Origin of the sequence: Pseudidiomarina gelatinasegens (assembly GCF_004025325.1) — a bacterium.
GTDB lineage: Bacteria > Pseudomonadota > Gammaproteobacteria > Enterobacterales > Alteromonadaceae > Pseudidiomarina > Pseudidiomarina gelatinasegens.
Map to the genome: position 1 here is coordinate 348,967 of NZ_RSFE01000002.1, position 13,934 is coordinate 362,900.

Here is a 13,934-nt window from a genome sequence, read left to right on the forward strand (position 1 = left end):
TTCGTCAAAGTTTATGAAGCAATTATCATGCCAAATTAACTTATTGCTATTTATCAGTAAGTTACCGGATTTCAATAATGAAATAAATTCACCATAATTGGTCAAAATTACAAATTTATGCTCAAATGACTGCATCTTTAGCCCTGCTCACTCAAAAGTTCACGCCCATGCATTCAGATAGTAACTTACAACCCATCGGTATTATCGAGTCGCCCTATGCACAGAAGTTTGCGGTGCCGCGGCAACCCGGTTTGGTGCCCGCCGCACGTGCACAAATCATCCTGCAGCATGCGTTTGCAGACGCTGATTGCGTGCGAGGCCTTGAGGAGTTTTCGCATATTTGGGTGCTGTTTCTGTTTCATGAAACGCAGGCGCAAGGCTGGAAGCCTCTCGTGCGCCCGCCTCGCCTAGGCGGCAACGAAAAGCGCGGCGTATTTGCCACGCGCTCAACATTTCGCCCCAACGCGATTGGTATGTCCGTGGTTGAACTGGTGAGTATTCAACATCAGCCCGGCAAAACCATAATTGAAGTAAATGGCGGCGACTGGGTAAATCAAACACCCGTTATCGACATAAAACCTTACCTGCCCTATGTGGATGCTATTCCCGCAGCGCGCGGAGGCTTTGCACCAACTTCGCCGGAAGCGCAATTGCGTACGGTTTTCTCGGCCTCAGCCCAACAACAACTGACCGAACTTAACCCAGACTACCCAAATCTCGCGCTACTTATCGAGCAAGTTTTGGCGCAAGACCCACGCCCAGCCTATCAACGCGAAGGCAGCAACAACCGCGAATATGGTATGACGCTGTACGACGTAAACATTCGCTGGCAAGTACGTGAACAAGAAAATCATGTAATAAGTATCAGTAAAGGCTTTTGACACAAGCCCGCGACTGGTAGAATTTCGCCTTACTGCACCGTTGAACTTTTGCTGGAATATGGGGAACACATGCGTACCAGCCAATATTTGTTAGGAACGTTGAAAGAAACACCTGCTGACGCAGAAGTAATAAGTCATCAGCTTATGTTACGCGCCGGTATGATCCGCAAGGTTGCTGCCGGGCTTTACACCTGGGCGCCAACTGGCTTGCGTGTATTGCGTAAGGTTGAACAGGTTGTGCGCGAAGAAATGGAGCGCGCAGGTGCTTTGGAAGTATTAATGCCCATGGTTCAACCCGCTGATTTATGGCAGGAGTCTGGTCGCTGGGAAGATTATGGTCCGGAGTTATTGCGCTTGCACGACCGCAACCAACGCGAATTTGTCTTGGGCCCAACCCATGAGGAAGTTATCTGTGAACTGGCGCGCAAAGAGATCAGCAGCTATAAACAGTTACCGCTGAACTTATTCCAAATTCAAACCAAGTTTCGCGACGAAATTCGCCCGCGCTTCGGGGTCATGCGTTCACGTGAATTCATCATGAAAGACGCCTATTCCTTTCATTTAGATCAAGACAGCCTGCAACACACCTATGATGTGATGCACGGTGCGTATTGCCGTATTTTCGAGCGCTTAGGGCTTGATTACCGTCCTGTTATCGCCGATACCGGCTCGATTGGCGGTAGCTCGTCGCATGAGTTCCATGTGTTAGCCAGCTCTGGCGAAGACGACATCGCATTTTCAGATAGCTCTGACTATGCCGCCAACGTAGAGCTCGCCGAAGCTGTCGCGCCTAGCATTGAGCGCCCTGCAGCAACCGCTGCAATGGAAAAAGTTGCAACGCCAGCGGCTAAAACGATTGCTGCGCTTGTTGAGCAATTTAATCTGCCGATTGAGCAAACCGTTAAAACACTGATTGTGCATGGGACCGAAGAAGGCCAATTGGTTGCTTTAATCATTCGTGGCGACCATGCCCTTAACGAAATTAAAGCCGCCAAACATGCGCAAGTAGCCAGCCCACTGACCTTCGCAACAGATGAAGAAATCCGTGCAGCGGTTGGTGCAGGTCCAGGCTCTTTGGGGCCGGTCAACTTGCCGATGCAAATTATTGTTGATCGCAGTGTTGCGGTAATGGCTGATTTTGCTGCCGGTGCCAATGAAGACGGTTTTCATTATTTCAATATCAACTGGGAACGCGATGCGGCAATGCCCGATGTTGCTGACTTACGCAATGTGGTTGCTGGTGACCCGAGCCCATGTGGCCAAGGTACCTTGCAAATAAAACGTGGCATTGAAGTGGGTCATATTTTCCAGCTTGGTAAAAAATACTCTGAAGCAATGAAAGTTGGCGTGTTAAACGACAGCGGTAAACACGAAAGCTTAACCATGGGTTGCTATGGTATTGGTGTGTCGCGCATTGTTGCGTCAGCCATTGAACAAAATCACGACCAATACGGTATTATTTGGCCCGCCGCATTAGCGCCGTTCCAAGTTGCTCTAGTACCGATGAATATGCACAAATCGGCGCGCGTGCAAGAAGTTGCTGAACAGTTGTATACAGAGCTACAGGCCGCTGGTTTTGATGTGCTGTTTGATGATCGCAAAGAACGCCCTGGCGTTATGTTTGCAGACATGGAGCTGATTGGGGTTCCACATCAAATCGTTATTGGCGAACGTAATTTAGACGAGCAAGCGGTTGAATACAAATGCCGTCGTAGTGGTGAAAAGCAAAAGTTAGCTATCGCTGATGTGGTTGAAACCATCCGTTCTAAGGTTTAATCACGTACCTCTGTGTTAAAAACAAAAGCCCCGGCATGCTGAACATGCCGGGGCTTTTTATTACCTTGAACCGCAATTAGCTTTCTGAACCAGCTAACGGCTCAACATAATGCAAATGCATGTCCCACGGGAAGTGAATCCAGGTTTCTTGCTCTAAGTCAGCAACATAGTCATCCACCAACTTCATACCAGCCGGTTTTGCATAAACCGTAATGAATTTGGCTTTTGGAAAACGCTCGCGCAAAAACTTGAGGGTGTTGCCCGTATCGACCAGATCGTCAATAACCAAAAAACCTTCACCGTCTTCAGTAGCATTAACATCTTTAAGCATGGTCACGCTATCACGTTGGCTGTCGTGGTCGTAAGAACTTACGCACACCGAATCAACCACGCGCACATTCAGTTCCCGTGCCACAATTGCCGCAGGAACTAAACCGCCACGGCTTACCGCGATAATTCCACGCCATTGTTCAGCCGGTAATTGGCGGCGTGCCAGTTCCTTGGTCGCTCTGTGCAGCTCTTCCCAAGATACGAAAAATTCGCGATTTTGATGCCAACCCATAATGTCTTACCCCAACCAAATAAATTTAGCGATAAATAGCGCCGCTAACAAAGCAACACTCCAATTTAATTCGTGCATACGCCCGCCAATCGCTTTCACAATCACGTAGCTAATAAAGCCAAGTGCAATGCCGTCAGCAATTGAAAATGTCAGTGGCGTCATCAGCAGCACAACAGCCACCGGAGCCGCTTCAGTAATGTCATCCCAGTTAACTGAGCGCAACGTAAATAACATCAATACCGACACATAAATTATCGCGCCAGCCGTCGCATAAGCAGGCACCATGCCAGCCAGCGGTGCAAAAAATATCGCGGCAACAAACAGCAGCCCAACAACCACTGCGGTTAAACCTGTTTTACCCCCCGAGGCAACGCCTGAGGCCGATTCAACATAGCTGGTTGTGGTTGACGTACCCAATGCAGCACCGGCAACAGTGGCCGTGCTGTCAGCCATCAACGCACGCTCTAAGCGCGGTAATGAACCGTCAGGCTTGGCCAATCCTGCGCGTTGCGCAACGGCCATTAAGGTGCCTGATGTATCGAATAAATCAACGAACAAGAACGCAAAAATAACGCTCAACATGCCAATATCAAAGGCGGCCGCAATATCCATCTGCATAAAGGTTGGCGCCAAACTCGGCGGCATTGCAACAATGCCAGTATACTGAACATCGCCAAGTAAAAATCCGGCCAAGGTCACTAAAAGAATACTGATTAATGCCGCACCTTGAATACCCCGCGCAACCAAACCAATAATCAAGAAAAAGCCCGCGCCAGCTAACAACACTGACAGTTCCGACATATCACCAAGCGATACTAAAGTGGCATTATTGCCGACAATGATATTCGCATTCTTCAGGCCAATCAGGGCCAAAAACGCGCCAATACCGGCTGCGATTGCTAAGCGTAAGGTGACGGGAATCGAATTAATAATCCACGAGCGGATGCGAAATGCTGAAAGCAGGAAAAATAGGATGCCAGAGAAAAATACAGCTCCGAGCGCAGTTTGCCAGGTATACCCCATTCCCAAAACAACGCTGTAGGTGAAAAACGCGTTTAGTCCCATGCCAGGCGCTAGAGCCACCGGGTAGTTCGCCCACAATCCCATAACTAAACAGCCAATTGCAGCAGCTAAACACGTGGCGACAAACACCGCACCATAATCCATGCCCGCTTCACTAAGCATCGACGGGTTAACAAAAATAATGTACGCCATAGTAAGAAACGTTGTGAAACCAGCAACGATTTCACGCTTCACTGTACTTCCCTGCGCATTGATTTGAAACAACCGTTCCATTAACGCCCGCATAAGCCCCCACTCTTGCTTCTGTGTAAAAAAAAATTGCCGTATTCTACAATAAATTGAGCCGCTTTGCCCCACTAATCTATGGTAACCTTGCAGCCTGACATGCTAGTAACAAAGTACAACTGAAGGAGCCCAAGTGCATGCCTCGCGTAATTTATATTGATGCCCAGGGTGGCGAGTTTGAAGCCGACGTTGCAGTCGGTCAGAATCTAATGGAAGGTGCTGTGGATCATATGATTGACGGTATTTTGGGCGAGTGCGGTGGCGTTATGTCCTGTGCAACCTGCCATTGCTACGTTGACCCAGCATGGGTTAGCAAGATTCCGCCAGCCAGTGAAATGGAAGAAGATATGCTGGATATGGTTATTGATCCAGAAAGCAACAGCCGCCTAAGTTGTCAGATTGATATGACCGAAGAACTTGACGGCATTGTTGTGCGCCTGCCTAAATCTCAGTTCTAAGCGCTTTCAACCCGAATAAATACTTCGTCATGGTAGCCGGTTGTCACGCGCATTAAGCCTGACAATTCGGCATCCAACTCAGGTTCGCCGGTATCAACCAGCAACGGGCGCTGCCCCAGTGCCTGTAACTTCGCCTTGGTTGCAACAATTTGAATATTGTCTTTGCCCACCGCCCGAATCACGGCTGGACTCAACTGCTGATTCCCACGCCCAAAAATATGGCCTTGTCCGCCAATCACCGTAATAACCATTTTTACTGGGCCCTGATGCGCAGTTACCTGCTGCTCAAGTTCCCGCGCGGTAACGTCGCTGGCAATCAATTCACCGGCCATAACCAAATCAACACCTAATAGCGTGTTTGCAAGCCCTAATTCATCCATCACCGCAGCGACTGTTGAGCCGGACCCCATGATGTACAGGGTATCGTCATCCATTGCTTCAACCACATCTGCAGCAATATCAGCGAGTACCATGTCGTCGCTTTCTTTGCCGCCCATCTTAACAGCTTGAACATAGCGCAGCTCGGCCGGAACCAGCATTTCTCCATAGCGCCGCGCCCGCACAGTGCCTTGACGAAAAGCGTCTTCATCAATGTCCATAACATCAGCCTGGGTTACGCTTGCCAGTTGCCCTTCAATGAGCTGACGCACCACTTTTCCGGCAGCTGTTGGCGAAATGGCATAAACCCCAGAATGAATTTTCACACCAGCGGGTATACCCAGCACTGGATGGTGTTCAGGGTATACAGCACAAACATCTCGGGCAGTACCGTCTCCACCGGCGAACAGCAACAGATCAATATCTCCAGCAGCGGCAATTTGCTTGACTAACTGACGGGTGTCTTCGGCCGTGGTGGGTGTTTGCTGAGGTGTGTAAATTACCTCATAAGAAAAGCCGAGCTTGGCCAAGACATCTTCACCCAGCGCTTCGGCCCCGGTGACAAAATGCACCTGACCGGCAAACTCTTGGATCACTGCGAGCGCATGTTCAACACGCTGTGGGGCTTTTGGAACAGCCCCCAGCGCTAACGCACGTTGCGCCGTTTCAGCCCCGTCACTGCCTTTGAGCGCAACGGAACCGCCTAAACCAGCGAATGCATTGATAACCAGACCTAAACGAAACTGCTGTGTACTACTCACTGTTGTCTTGCGCACCTTTTTGGATGGCTTCGCCTGCGGATTCGAGGTCTTTGCCAATACCGTCAATGGTGGCACAGCTACTTAAACCTAATGCAACTAACAGCATGATGTAATAGCGACTTTTCATATGTTGTCCCATGTAGTTATTGTTGATGCAGGCCATGGCTGCTGATAATAGTCAGCAAGCGCCCGAGCAAAAGCCTCGGCTCGGGTTGGCAGGCCATTAATTATATAGTGATGCAATTGCTCTTGAACAGCTTTTGTAAATTCATTTCTACTGACTTCAATGCCGCCCAGATTATCCACACTGACCTGAAATGGCACCCCTGCACACAGTGAAAACAGCCACTCAAGTGCCTGCGGCTTGCGCTCGACATGCTCAAACTCTGCTTGTTGTGCGGCGCTACGCCCGTCCGGTTCATACCAGTAGCCATAGTCAAATTGTTGCCGCCGTTGTTCACCAGCAATGCACCAGTGTGCTATTTCATGCAGGGCCGAGGCAAAGAACCCATGCGCAAACACAATTTGATGATCATCCTCAGGTGTGTGTGCGGGCTGCGTCTGTGCAGGCTGCGTCTGTGCCGGCTGCGTCTGTGCCGGCTGATAATAAGGTTCATCCGTACCCGCCACTAAGCGGGTTTTATAGTCGTGATAAAAACACTGATGAAATAGCTCAATAAGCTGTTGATACTGGTGCGTCATAGAACTGGAAAGTTATGCTTCACCTGACCATTTTGCGCGCGATGACGTAATAGATGATCCATCACCACCAACGCAGCCATTGCCTCAACAACCGGCACGCCACGAATACCAACACAGGGATCATGCCGCCCGCGGGTTACAATTGAGCAGGGCTGCCCGTACTTATCTATGGTGTCGCCAGCAATGGTAATGCTTGAGGTCGGCTTAAAAGCAACTTCAGCAATCAAGGGTTGACCGCTGCTAATGCCACCCAATACGCCGCCCGCATGATTGCTGGTAAAGCCATCCGGGGTCAAGGCATCGCGATGCTCGCTACCACGCTGCGCCGCAACCGCAAAACCATCACCAATACTCACCGCTTTCACGGCATTAATGCTCATCAAGGCTTTGGCCAAATCAGCGTCCAACCGATCAAACACAGGTTCGCCCAAGCCAACCGGTACGCCGGTAACTTCCAGGCGCACTCTGGCGCCCACTGAATCGCCTTCTTTAAGCAATTGCTTCAAGTAATCTTGTGCAGCCAATGACATCTGCGCATCAGGGCAGAATAACGGATCATCCGCCACCCGCAGCCAATCAAAATCGTTGTGTTCAGGGCTGGTTGCGTGAGGCCCAATTTGTACCACACCAGCATGAAACACCATGCTAAATTGTTCAGCCAAATATTTTTGTGCAATGGCACCAGCCGCCACACGCATCGCAGTTTCGCGAGCCGATGAACGCCCACCGCCACGGTAGTCACGATGCCCGTATTTATGCGCATAGGTATAATCAGCGTGGCCCGGTCGGAACTTGTCTTTAATTTCGCTGTAATCTTTGCTGCGTTGATCGGTATTTTCGATCAACAAGCCAATGGGCGCGCCTGTGGTTTTACCTTCAAACACACCGGAGAGTATGCGCACAGCATCCGCTTCGCGGCGCGCGGTGGTAAAACGGTTCTGCCCCGGTTTACGACGGTCTAAAAACGGCTGAATATCAGCTTCTGATAACTCAACCCCTGGCGGGCAACCATCAATCACTGCGCCCAGCGCAGCGCCATGACTTTCGCCAAAGGTTGTTACACGGAATAGTTCACCCCAAGTATTCGCCGCCATAGATTATGTTCTCAGAATTGTTCGTGATAGTTAACTAAGTCAGCGTATGACAACACAAATACGCCGTCACCACCATGTTCAAATTCGACCCACTCAAACGGTACGTCTGGGTATTGTTCCGCCAGTGCCACCCAAGAGTTGCCAACTTCACACACTAATACGCCGGTTTCCGTCAAATGATCAGGAGCTTCGCGTAAAATGGTGCGTACCAAATCCAAACCATCATTGCCAGCGGCTAAGCCTAGTTCCGGCTCATGACGAAATTCATCGGGTAAGTCGGCCATATCTTCGGCATCAACATACGGCGGGTTCGTGACAATCAGGTCGTAACGTTGCTTCGGCACACTGTCGTACAAGTTCGACTGAATCGGCACCACGCGCTCTTCAAGCCCGTGCATGGCAATGTTTTCTTCTGCCACTGCCAACGCATCCACTGACAAGTCGAGAGCATCCACTTCGGCGTCTGGAAACGCATAAGCACAAGCAATCGCGATACAAGCACTGCCGGTACACAAATCAAGAATCCGTGCGGGCTCTTCAGTAACCCAAGGCGCAAAACCATTATCAATCAGCTCAGCTATCGGTGACCGCGGGACCAGCACGCGCTCATCGACCATAAACGGTAAACCTGCAAACCAGGCCTGACCGATGAGATAAGCTGCAGGCTTGCGCTCATCAATGCGCGCTGTGACTAAGACAACAAAATCGTCCCATTCCTGCGCTTGCAAATGCGCGTGCTGAAATTGCTCCAACTGACCAAAATCAAGCTCGGTCACATGCCCCAATAATAACTGCGCTTCGCTATACGCGTTATCGGTACCATGACCAAAATAGATATCAGCGCGTTGCATGGCACTCACTGCCCAACGCAATGCGTCATGAACTGTTGTGGCTAAAAATTGCGTCAAGGTATTCTCCGAAGTTGTTCTGTACTGCCCCATAAGATACCCTAATAGCAGTGTTTTCGCATCAATTGATGCACAACCATAGGCACAAAAATACACCTCATGAGCAATGATTTAGACGATGATTTTGCGCTATTTCGCGAGCAAGTGAAGGTCGATCGCCGTATTCGCAGCGAAACCTACCAAGCGCCGCGGCAGCAACGCCGCATACGATCGCAGCAAAATACCGAACAAAGAACGCGGCAGCAACAGGCCGAATTCTTTTTCTCCGACAATTTTCGGGCGTATTTTCCCGAAGGTCCGGTACGGTTTTGTGCTGATGGTGAATCGTCACACATCTTAAAACAGCTTCGTCGTGGCGATTACCCACCCGAACTGCTACTTGATTTGCATGGCATGACGCAAGCTGTCGCCAAACGTGAATTGGGCGCATTGCTACGCGCATGTGTGCGGCAGCAGGTTGAGTGCTGTGCTGTCATGAGTGGGCATGGTAAGGGAATATTAAAAGAAAATTTGCCGCATTGGCTGGTTCAACATCCGGCTGTCAGGGCCTTTCATCAGGCACCAGCGGCATACGGTGGTAACGCTACGTTATTAGTTTTACTGAAGTGAAAATCGTTAGTTGTTGGTGATGGTTACTCAAGCGCAATCATGCGAACAAAATGCGCGCGACGCATTTCCACATCCAAACGCATCTCCGCCATACCCGCAGTAGGGAATAACAACGGTGGCGTATCTTGATCTAAGGTTGCTACTAGATAACTAACAAACGGCATGTGTGACACCAACATAATGTTTTGCGCGTTGTTGTAATGCGTTTGCAACATAGCGAACATCCAGTCACAAAACTGTTGCGGGTCACTTTCAGGAATTGCATCGTCGGTAATGTCGCGTGCGCCAACCTGCACGGCGGACTCAACAATAGTGGCCGTTTGCTGGGCACGAATAAATGGGCTGACGGTTAACCAGTCCAACCCCGTTGCGCCCTGCTTGCGTAAATAGCCATTGAGCCATTCAGCACTGGCCAGCACCTCGCTCTCGCCCATTGCACTTAAGGGTCGAATTGCATCAGCTTTGAGTGCTTGCGCCGGTTCAGCATCACCATGGCGCATAATATAGAGCGTAACAGCCACGACTTAGTTGTTCTCCTCGGCTTTCTCAGCCGAATCATTACCGCGAGTTCGACGACGGCCACCCGTTACAGGGTCTGCACGGCCTTCATCCTTAGCTTGGTCTGCGCGACGACGACGCACGGCTTTAGGGTCAGCAATGAGCGGCCGATAAATTTCTATCCGGTCGCCTTCTCGCAATTCATGATCCAATTTAACAGCTTTACTCCAAATACCAACTTTTTGTTCAGCTAGATTAATTTCCGGAAAGTAATGCTTAATTTGCGAGCGTTCAATCGCCTCTTCAACCACAGTACCAACCGGCACGCGCAAAGGAATAATCTGTTGCTTTTCGGGCGTTGCGTAAGCGACTTCAATTTGAATTTGTTGCGGCGCCATAGTTTACTTAGCCCCATACACGTGTTGTGCGCGCTGCACAAAAGCGTCAACCATGCGACTTTGTAATTCATTGAATATTTTTCCAAACGCCATACCCAATAAACGGTTCGCGAATTCGAACTCAAGCTTCAGCACAATTTTGCAGGCATTCTCATCCAGCGCATGAAAACTCCAACCGCCCCGTAAATATTGAAACGGCCCGTCAACCAGTTCCATACCAATGCGCTGAAAGGGTTCAAGGGTATTGCGCGTGGTGAACGACTTACTGATACCTGCTTTACTGATATCCAAGCGCGCCACTTTGCTGGTTTCGTCGCTTTCCAGCACGCTCGCAGTGCGGCAACCAGGTACAAATTCAGGATAAGAATCGATATCGTTCACCAATGCATACATCTGCGCGTCACTATATGGCACCAAAGCACTGCGTTCTATCGTTGGCATCGACTTCCTCGTTTCGTACGGGTTTCGTAAAAATGATCGGCATGATAGCGCATTTCCTAACCCGATTCACCCTCTCAAACACGCCATATGCCCTGTTTGGATAACGCAACAAATTGCGCATAAACAAATTTTATTTTGCCGCGTCATCGGTATAATACGCCGCATGAGCAAAACTAAAAAAAATCAGAATTCAAATACCATCGCGCTAAACAAAAAAGCGCGCCACGAATATTTCCTCGAAGACAAATTTGAGGCGGGTGTAGCCCTGCAAGGCTGGGAAGTTAAAAGCATTCGGGCCGGCAAGGTTAATATTAGCGATACCTACGTGATCATTAAGGACGGTGAGGCCTATTTGTTGGGCGCTCAAATTCAACCCCTTTTATCCGCTTCAAGTCATGTTGTGTGCGACCCTGAGCGTACCCGCAAACTGCTTTTGAAAAAGCGTGAGCTCGACAAGCTTATCGGGGCCAGTGAGCGCGAAGGCTACTCCATTGTCGCCACCGCCATGTATTGGAAAAAGCATTTAGTTAAGCTTGAAATTTACCTGGCAAAAGGTAAAAAAGCGCATGACAAACGCGACACCATTAAAGACCGTGACTGGCAGCGCCAAAAAGCCCGCATTATGAAGCACAATGTGCGTTGACATTATGCTTAAATCGCGATAAGTTCTTCGCATCGTTTATACAAGTTCACATCCTTTAAAGGAAACACACGTGCAAACAGTTACGCAACAGACTCAACTAGTAAAAAACTGGTGGTGGCATTTCCCAAGCTAGCGGGCGATGCATCTGTGCGTGTGTGACACGTTTGATAAAACCCGCTTCGATAAGCGGGTTTTTTTATGCGCGCTTATCGATACCAAGCGGTCTTTAAAAGTTATACAACTTGATAGACAAATGATATCGAAATAACACTCAACAGTGAGAGTAGAAACGCGTGGATATTATTGAGAAACCCGGTTATCTAACCAGCTTGCGCATGAAACTGCCCTATCAGGCAGACACCTTGGCGTTGTATCAACGCCTGTGCGGCCCTAATCAGCATAGTTTATTGCTTGATTCGGCTGAAATTCAGTCGCGCCAAAACTTAAAAAGCTTGGTCATGGTGAATGCGGCCGTGCAATTTACCTGTCAGCAGCAAACTGTGACCATTCAAGCGCTAACACCAAATGGTGAGGCGCTGCTGCCATGGTTAGCAGAGCAACTGAGTCCGCTGTGCGAATTGACCCAGCAAGCTCAGCAATTAGTTTGTGAATTTGCGCCCCCACCTTCTGGCTGCGATGAAGATACGCGCTTGCGCGCAGCCAGTAACATCGAGCCGTTGCGCATAGTGCAAACCCAACTGCAACAAAAAACGCAACATGGCCAGCCACACCCCATGGCGATTTTCCTCGGGGGTGTGTTTGCCTATGATTATGTGGCCAGCTTTGAACAGCTGCCGGATGTTGCTGAGGGCGAGAATAACTGCCCTGACTATCAATTTTATCTAGCTGAAACCTTACTGGTTATCGACCATCAACAGCGCACCACAGAATTGTTAGCGAGCTTGATCAGCGGTCCACAAAGCGAAGACTATTATGCGCAAATAGCCCTGCAGGTTGGGCATATTGCAGCGCTGTGTCAGTTGCCACCAGTGCAAAAACCGGTAGCCAGCCAAACCTGTTCCAACGAACTCAAAGTAAGCCCGAGCGCCGCGGATTTTGCCCGTCAGGTATTGGATTTGAAAGAACACATCAGTGCGGGCGATATATTCCAAGTGGTTCCATCGCGCCGCTTTCAGTTAAGCTGCCGCGATAGCTTGCAGGCCTACGCCGAACTCAAAAAGGCCAATCCGTCACCCTACATGTTTTTCCTGCGTACCGATAAATTTGAATTGTTCGGTGCCTCACCGGAATCCGCCTTAAAGTATACCGCGGCAACCAACCAAGTTGAGCTGTACCCAATTGCCGGTACCCGGCCGCGTGGCAAAGATAGCCAAGGCCGCATTCATCCAGACCTGGATAGCCGACTTGAGTTGGAATTACGGCTTGATCAAAAGGAACTGGCCGAACACATGATGCTGGTAGATTTAGCCCGTAACGACTTAGCCCGTATTGCCGAACCGGGCACCCGTTACGTCGCTGACTTGTTGCAGGTTGACCGGTATTCGCACGTGATGCACTTGGTTTCACGTGTGGTTGCCCAATTAGCTGACGACCTTGATGCATTACACGCCTATCGCGCCTGCATGAACATGGGCACTCTGGTTGGAGCCCCGAAAATTAGTGCCGCAACGCTTATTCGTAACGTCGAACAACAACGCCGTGGCAGTTATGGCGGTGCCGTTGGTTACTTGAATAGTGCCGGCGATATGGACACCTGCATTGTCATTCGCTCTGCCTTTGTACGTGACGGTATTGCTACCATTCAAGCCGGTGCCGGCGTGGTGCATGACTCAGACCCTGCCGCAGAAGTGGCCGAAACAGAAAACAAAGCGCGGGCAGTCATTGAAGCAATACGCGCAGCCAATCAGCCTGCGGAGGTAAACTAATATGACATCTGCCTCACTTAGCGTTGCAAAAAACACGCCTGATCGCATCGTACTGCTCGATAATTTTGACTCGTTCAGCTACAACTTGGTGGATGAGTTACGCCAACTGGGTTACCCGCTGGTTATTTATCGCAATGACATTGCTGCGCAAACGTTAATCGACAGCATGCGCGAGTACCCAGGCCGCCAACTGCTTTGTCTATCCCCAGGCCCTGGCCACCCGGCACAGTCCGGTAACCTATTAGAACTGATCCAATTAGCGCAAGGCGAGTATCCTATGCTAGGTATTTGTCTTGGTTTCCAAGCGTTGATTCATGCAGCTGGTGGCGATATTGACCGGTGTCACGAAACTGTACATGGCAAAAAAGCATTGATTGAAACACGCCCGCACCCAATGTTTGAAGAGCTCAGCAACCCACTTACGGTCGCGCGCTATCATTCGCTGTGCGGCTACCGCTTGCCCGATACCATCAAAGTGCTCGCGTCAACAGGTGCTATCCCCATGGCTGCAGAGTTCAGTGCGTACCAAGCGATAGGCTTTCAGTTTCACCCTGAATCCATTTTAACCAGCCATGGCAGCCAGCTGTTAGCACAAACCGTGGCCTACCTGTTTAAGCAGTACGGGAGTTAA

General features: G+C 49.9%; 17 protein-coding genes. 7 read left to right on the forward strand and 10 right to left on the reverse strand.

The window, feature by feature from the left end; genetic code table 11:
• The first annotated feature begins 167 nt into the window (after positions 1-167).
• Positions 168-881, forward strand: coding sequence for a tRNA (N6-threonylcarbamoyladenosine(37)-N6)-methyltransferase TrmO (tsaA, locus tag EGC76_RS03900; RefSeq protein ID WP_128351709.1), 714 nt, complete (start codon positions 168-170; stop codon positions 879-881).
• Between the two features lie 69 nt (positions 882-950).
• Positions 951-2,657, forward strand: a complete 1,707-nt coding sequence (locus EGC76_RS03905) for a proline--tRNA ligase (protein WP_128351710.1) — start codon at positions 951-953, stop codon at positions 2,655-2,657.
• 76 nt (positions 2,658-2,733) lie between these two features.
• Here EGC76_RS03905 and gpt read toward each other — a convergent pair whose 3' ends face one another.
• Together gpt and EGC76_RS03915 are read right to left on the reverse strand one after the other, a co-directional pair.
• Positions 2,734-3,219 carry a xanthine phosphoribosyltransferase gene (gpt, locus tag EGC76_RS03910; protein WP_128351711.1) on the reverse strand — a complete coding sequence of 162 codons (486 nt, stop codon included), beginning with the start codon at positions 3,217-3,219 and terminating at the stop codon, positions 2,734-2,736.
• Between the two features lie 6 nt (positions 3,220-3,225).
• Positions 3,226-4,527 (reverse strand): NCS2 family permease, encoded by a 1,302-nt coding sequence (locus EGC76_RS03915; protein ID WP_128351712.1) that lies wholly within the window; start codon positions 4,525-4,527, stop codon positions 3,226-3,228.
• Between the two features lie 137 nt (positions 4,528-4,664).
• Between EGC76_RS03915 and EGC76_RS03920 the strand changes: the two genes are divergently transcribed.
• Complete coding sequence (locus tag EGC76_RS03920) at positions 4,665-4,985, forward strand: 2Fe-2S iron-sulfur cluster-binding protein (protein WP_128351713.1); 321 nt, start codon at positions 4,665-4,667, stop codon at positions 4,983-4,985.
• Here the strand turns inward: EGC76_RS03920 and EGC76_RS03925 are convergent.
• The 5 genes from EGC76_RS03925 to prmB are packed head-to-tail and all read right to left on the reverse strand — an operon-like array spanning position 4,982 to position 8,861.
• Positions 4,982-6,124: an ATP-NAD kinase family protein gene (locus tag EGC76_RS03925; protein ID WP_128351714.1), complete on the reverse strand. Its 1,143-nt coding sequence runs from the start codon at positions 6,122-6,124 to the stop codon at positions 4,982-4,984. The genes EGC76_RS03920 and EGC76_RS03925 overlap by 4 nt on opposite strands.
• Entirely contained in the window at positions 6,117-6,251 is a 135-nt protein-coding gene (locus EGC76_RS03930; RefSeq protein ID WP_246013891.1) for an entericidin A/B family lipoprotein, read from the reverse strand. The genes EGC76_RS03925 and EGC76_RS03930 overlap by 8 nt, the downstream gene beginning before the upstream one ends.
• On the reverse strand, positions 6,248-6,826 hold the full coding sequence (locus EGC76_RS03935) for an elongation factor P hydroxylase (protein WP_128351716.1): 579 nt from the start codon (positions 6,824-6,826) through the stop codon (positions 6,248-6,250). The genes EGC76_RS03930 and EGC76_RS03935 overlap by 4 nt, the downstream gene beginning before the upstream one ends.
• Entirely contained in the window at positions 6,823-7,920 is a 1,098-nt protein-coding gene (gene aroC / locus EGC76_RS03940) for a chorismate synthase (RefSeq protein ID WP_128351717.1), read from the reverse strand. Before aroC ends, EGC76_RS03935 begins: the two co-directional genes overlap by 4 nt.
• 11 nt (positions 7,921-7,931) lie before the next feature.
• Entirely contained in the window at positions 7,932-8,861 is a 930-nt protein-coding gene (prmB, locus tag EGC76_RS03945) for a 50S ribosomal protein L3 N(5)-glutamine methyltransferase (protein WP_128351718.1), read from the reverse strand.
• Between the two features lie 66 nt (positions 8,862-8,927).
• Here prmB and smrB point away from each other — a divergent pair, with 66 nt between their 5' ends.
• Complete coding sequence (gene smrB, locus EGC76_RS03950; protein WP_128351719.1) at positions 8,928-9,437, forward strand: endonuclease SmrB; 510 nt, start codon at positions 8,928-8,930, stop codon at positions 9,435-9,437.
• A 23-nt stretch (positions 9,438-9,460) separates the two neighbouring features.
• On the opposite strand, the gene sixA is transcribed toward smrB, so the two are convergent.
• Genes sixA through EGC76_RS03965 form a run of 3 tightly spaced genes read right to left on the reverse strand, consistent with a single transcriptional unit; the run spans position 9,461 to position 10,774 of the window.
• Entirely contained in the window at positions 9,461-9,958 is a 498-nt protein-coding gene (sixA, locus tag EGC76_RS03955; RefSeq protein WP_128351720.1) for a phosphohistidine phosphatase SixA, read from the reverse strand.
• A gap of 3 nt (positions 9,959-9,961) precedes the next feature.
• Positions 9,962-10,333 carry an RnfH family protein gene (locus tag EGC76_RS03960; RefSeq protein WP_128351721.1) on the reverse strand — a complete coding sequence of 124 codons (372 nt, stop codon included), beginning with the start codon at positions 10,331-10,333 and terminating at the stop codon, positions 9,962-9,964.
• Between the two features lie 3 nt (positions 10,334-10,336).
• Positions 10,337-10,774 (reverse strand): type II toxin-antitoxin system RatA family toxin, encoded by a 438-nt coding sequence (locus tag EGC76_RS03965; protein ID WP_128351722.1) that lies wholly within the window; start codon positions 10,772-10,774, stop codon positions 10,337-10,339.
• 163 nt (positions 10,775-10,937) lie between these two features.
• Here EGC76_RS03965 and smpB point away from each other — a divergent pair, with 163 nt between their 5' ends.
• The 3 genes from smpB (at position 10,938) to EGC76_RS03980 (ending at position 13,934) form a co-directional block, all read left to right on the forward strand.
• The gene (gene smpB / locus EGC76_RS03970) at positions 10,938-11,417 is read left to right on the forward strand and encodes an SsrA-binding protein SmpB (protein WP_128351723.1); all 480 of its coding nucleotides are present in this window, start codon (positions 10,938-10,940) and stop codon (positions 11,415-11,417) included.
• 293 nt (positions 11,418-11,710) lie between these two features.
• Positions 11,711-13,303 (forward strand): anthranilate synthase component 1, encoded by a 1,593-nt coding sequence (locus EGC76_RS03975; protein ID WP_281277718.1) that lies wholly within the window; start codon positions 11,711-11,713, stop codon positions 13,301-13,303.
• A gap of 1 nt (position 13,304) precedes the next feature.
• Positions 13,305-13,934, forward strand: coding sequence for an aminodeoxychorismate/anthranilate synthase component II (locus EGC76_RS03980; RefSeq protein ID WP_128351724.1), 630 nt, complete (start codon positions 13,305-13,307; stop codon positions 13,932-13,934).

Bases quoted from the DNA above. Each gene is read 5' to 3' on its own strand.
- tsaA (WP_128351709.1), top strand. From the start codon at position 168: ATGCATTCAGATAGTAACTTACAACCCATCGGTATTATCGAGTCGCCC.
- EGC76_RS03905 (WP_128351710.1), top strand. From the start codon at position 951: ATGCGTACCAGCCAATATTTGTTAGGAACGTTGAAAGAAACACCTGCT.
- gpt (WP_128351711.1), bottom strand. From the start codon at position 3,219: ATGGGTTGGCATCAAAATCGCGAATTTTTCGTATCTTGGGAAGAGCTG.
- EGC76_RS03915 (WP_128351712.1), bottom strand. From the start codon at position 4,527: ATGCGGGCGTTAATGGAACGGTTGTTTCAAATCAATGCGCAGGGAAGT.
- EGC76_RS03920 (WP_128351713.1), top strand. From the start codon at position 4,665: ATGCCTCGCGTAATTTATATTGATGCCCAGGGTGGCGAGTTTGAAGCC.
- EGC76_RS03930 (WP_246013891.1), bottom strand. From the start codon at position 6,251: ATGAAAAGTCGCTATTACATCATGCTGTTAGTTGCATTAGGTTTAAGT.
- EGC76_RS03935 (WP_128351716.1), bottom strand. From the start codon at position 6,826: ATGACGCACCAGTATCAACAGCTTATTGAGCTATTTCATCAGTGTTTT.
- aroC (WP_128351717.1), bottom strand. From the start codon at position 7,920: ATGGCGGCGAATACTTGGGGTGAACTATTCCGTGTAACAACCTTTGGC.
- prmB (WP_128351718.1), bottom strand. From the start codon at position 8,861: ATGGGGCAGTACAGAACAACTTCGGAGAATACCTTGACGCAATTTTTA.
- smrB (WP_128351719.1), top strand. From the start codon at position 8,928: ATGAGCAATGATTTAGACGATGATTTTGCGCTATTTCGCGAGCAAGTG.
- EGC76_RS03960 (WP_128351721.1), bottom strand. From the start codon at position 10,333: ATGGCGCCGCAACAAATTCAAATTGAAGTCGCTTACGCAACGCCCGAA.
- EGC76_RS03965 (WP_128351722.1), bottom strand. From the start codon at position 10,774: ATGCCAACGATAGAACGCAGTGCTTTGGTGCCATATAGTGACGCGCAG.
- smpB (WP_128351723.1), top strand. From the start codon at position 10,938: ATGAGCAAAACTAAAAAAAATCAGAATTCAAATACCATCGCGCTAAAC.
- EGC76_RS03980 (WP_128351724.1), top strand. From the start codon at position 13,305: ATGACATCTGCCTCACTTAGCGTTGCAAAAAACACGCCTGATCGCATC.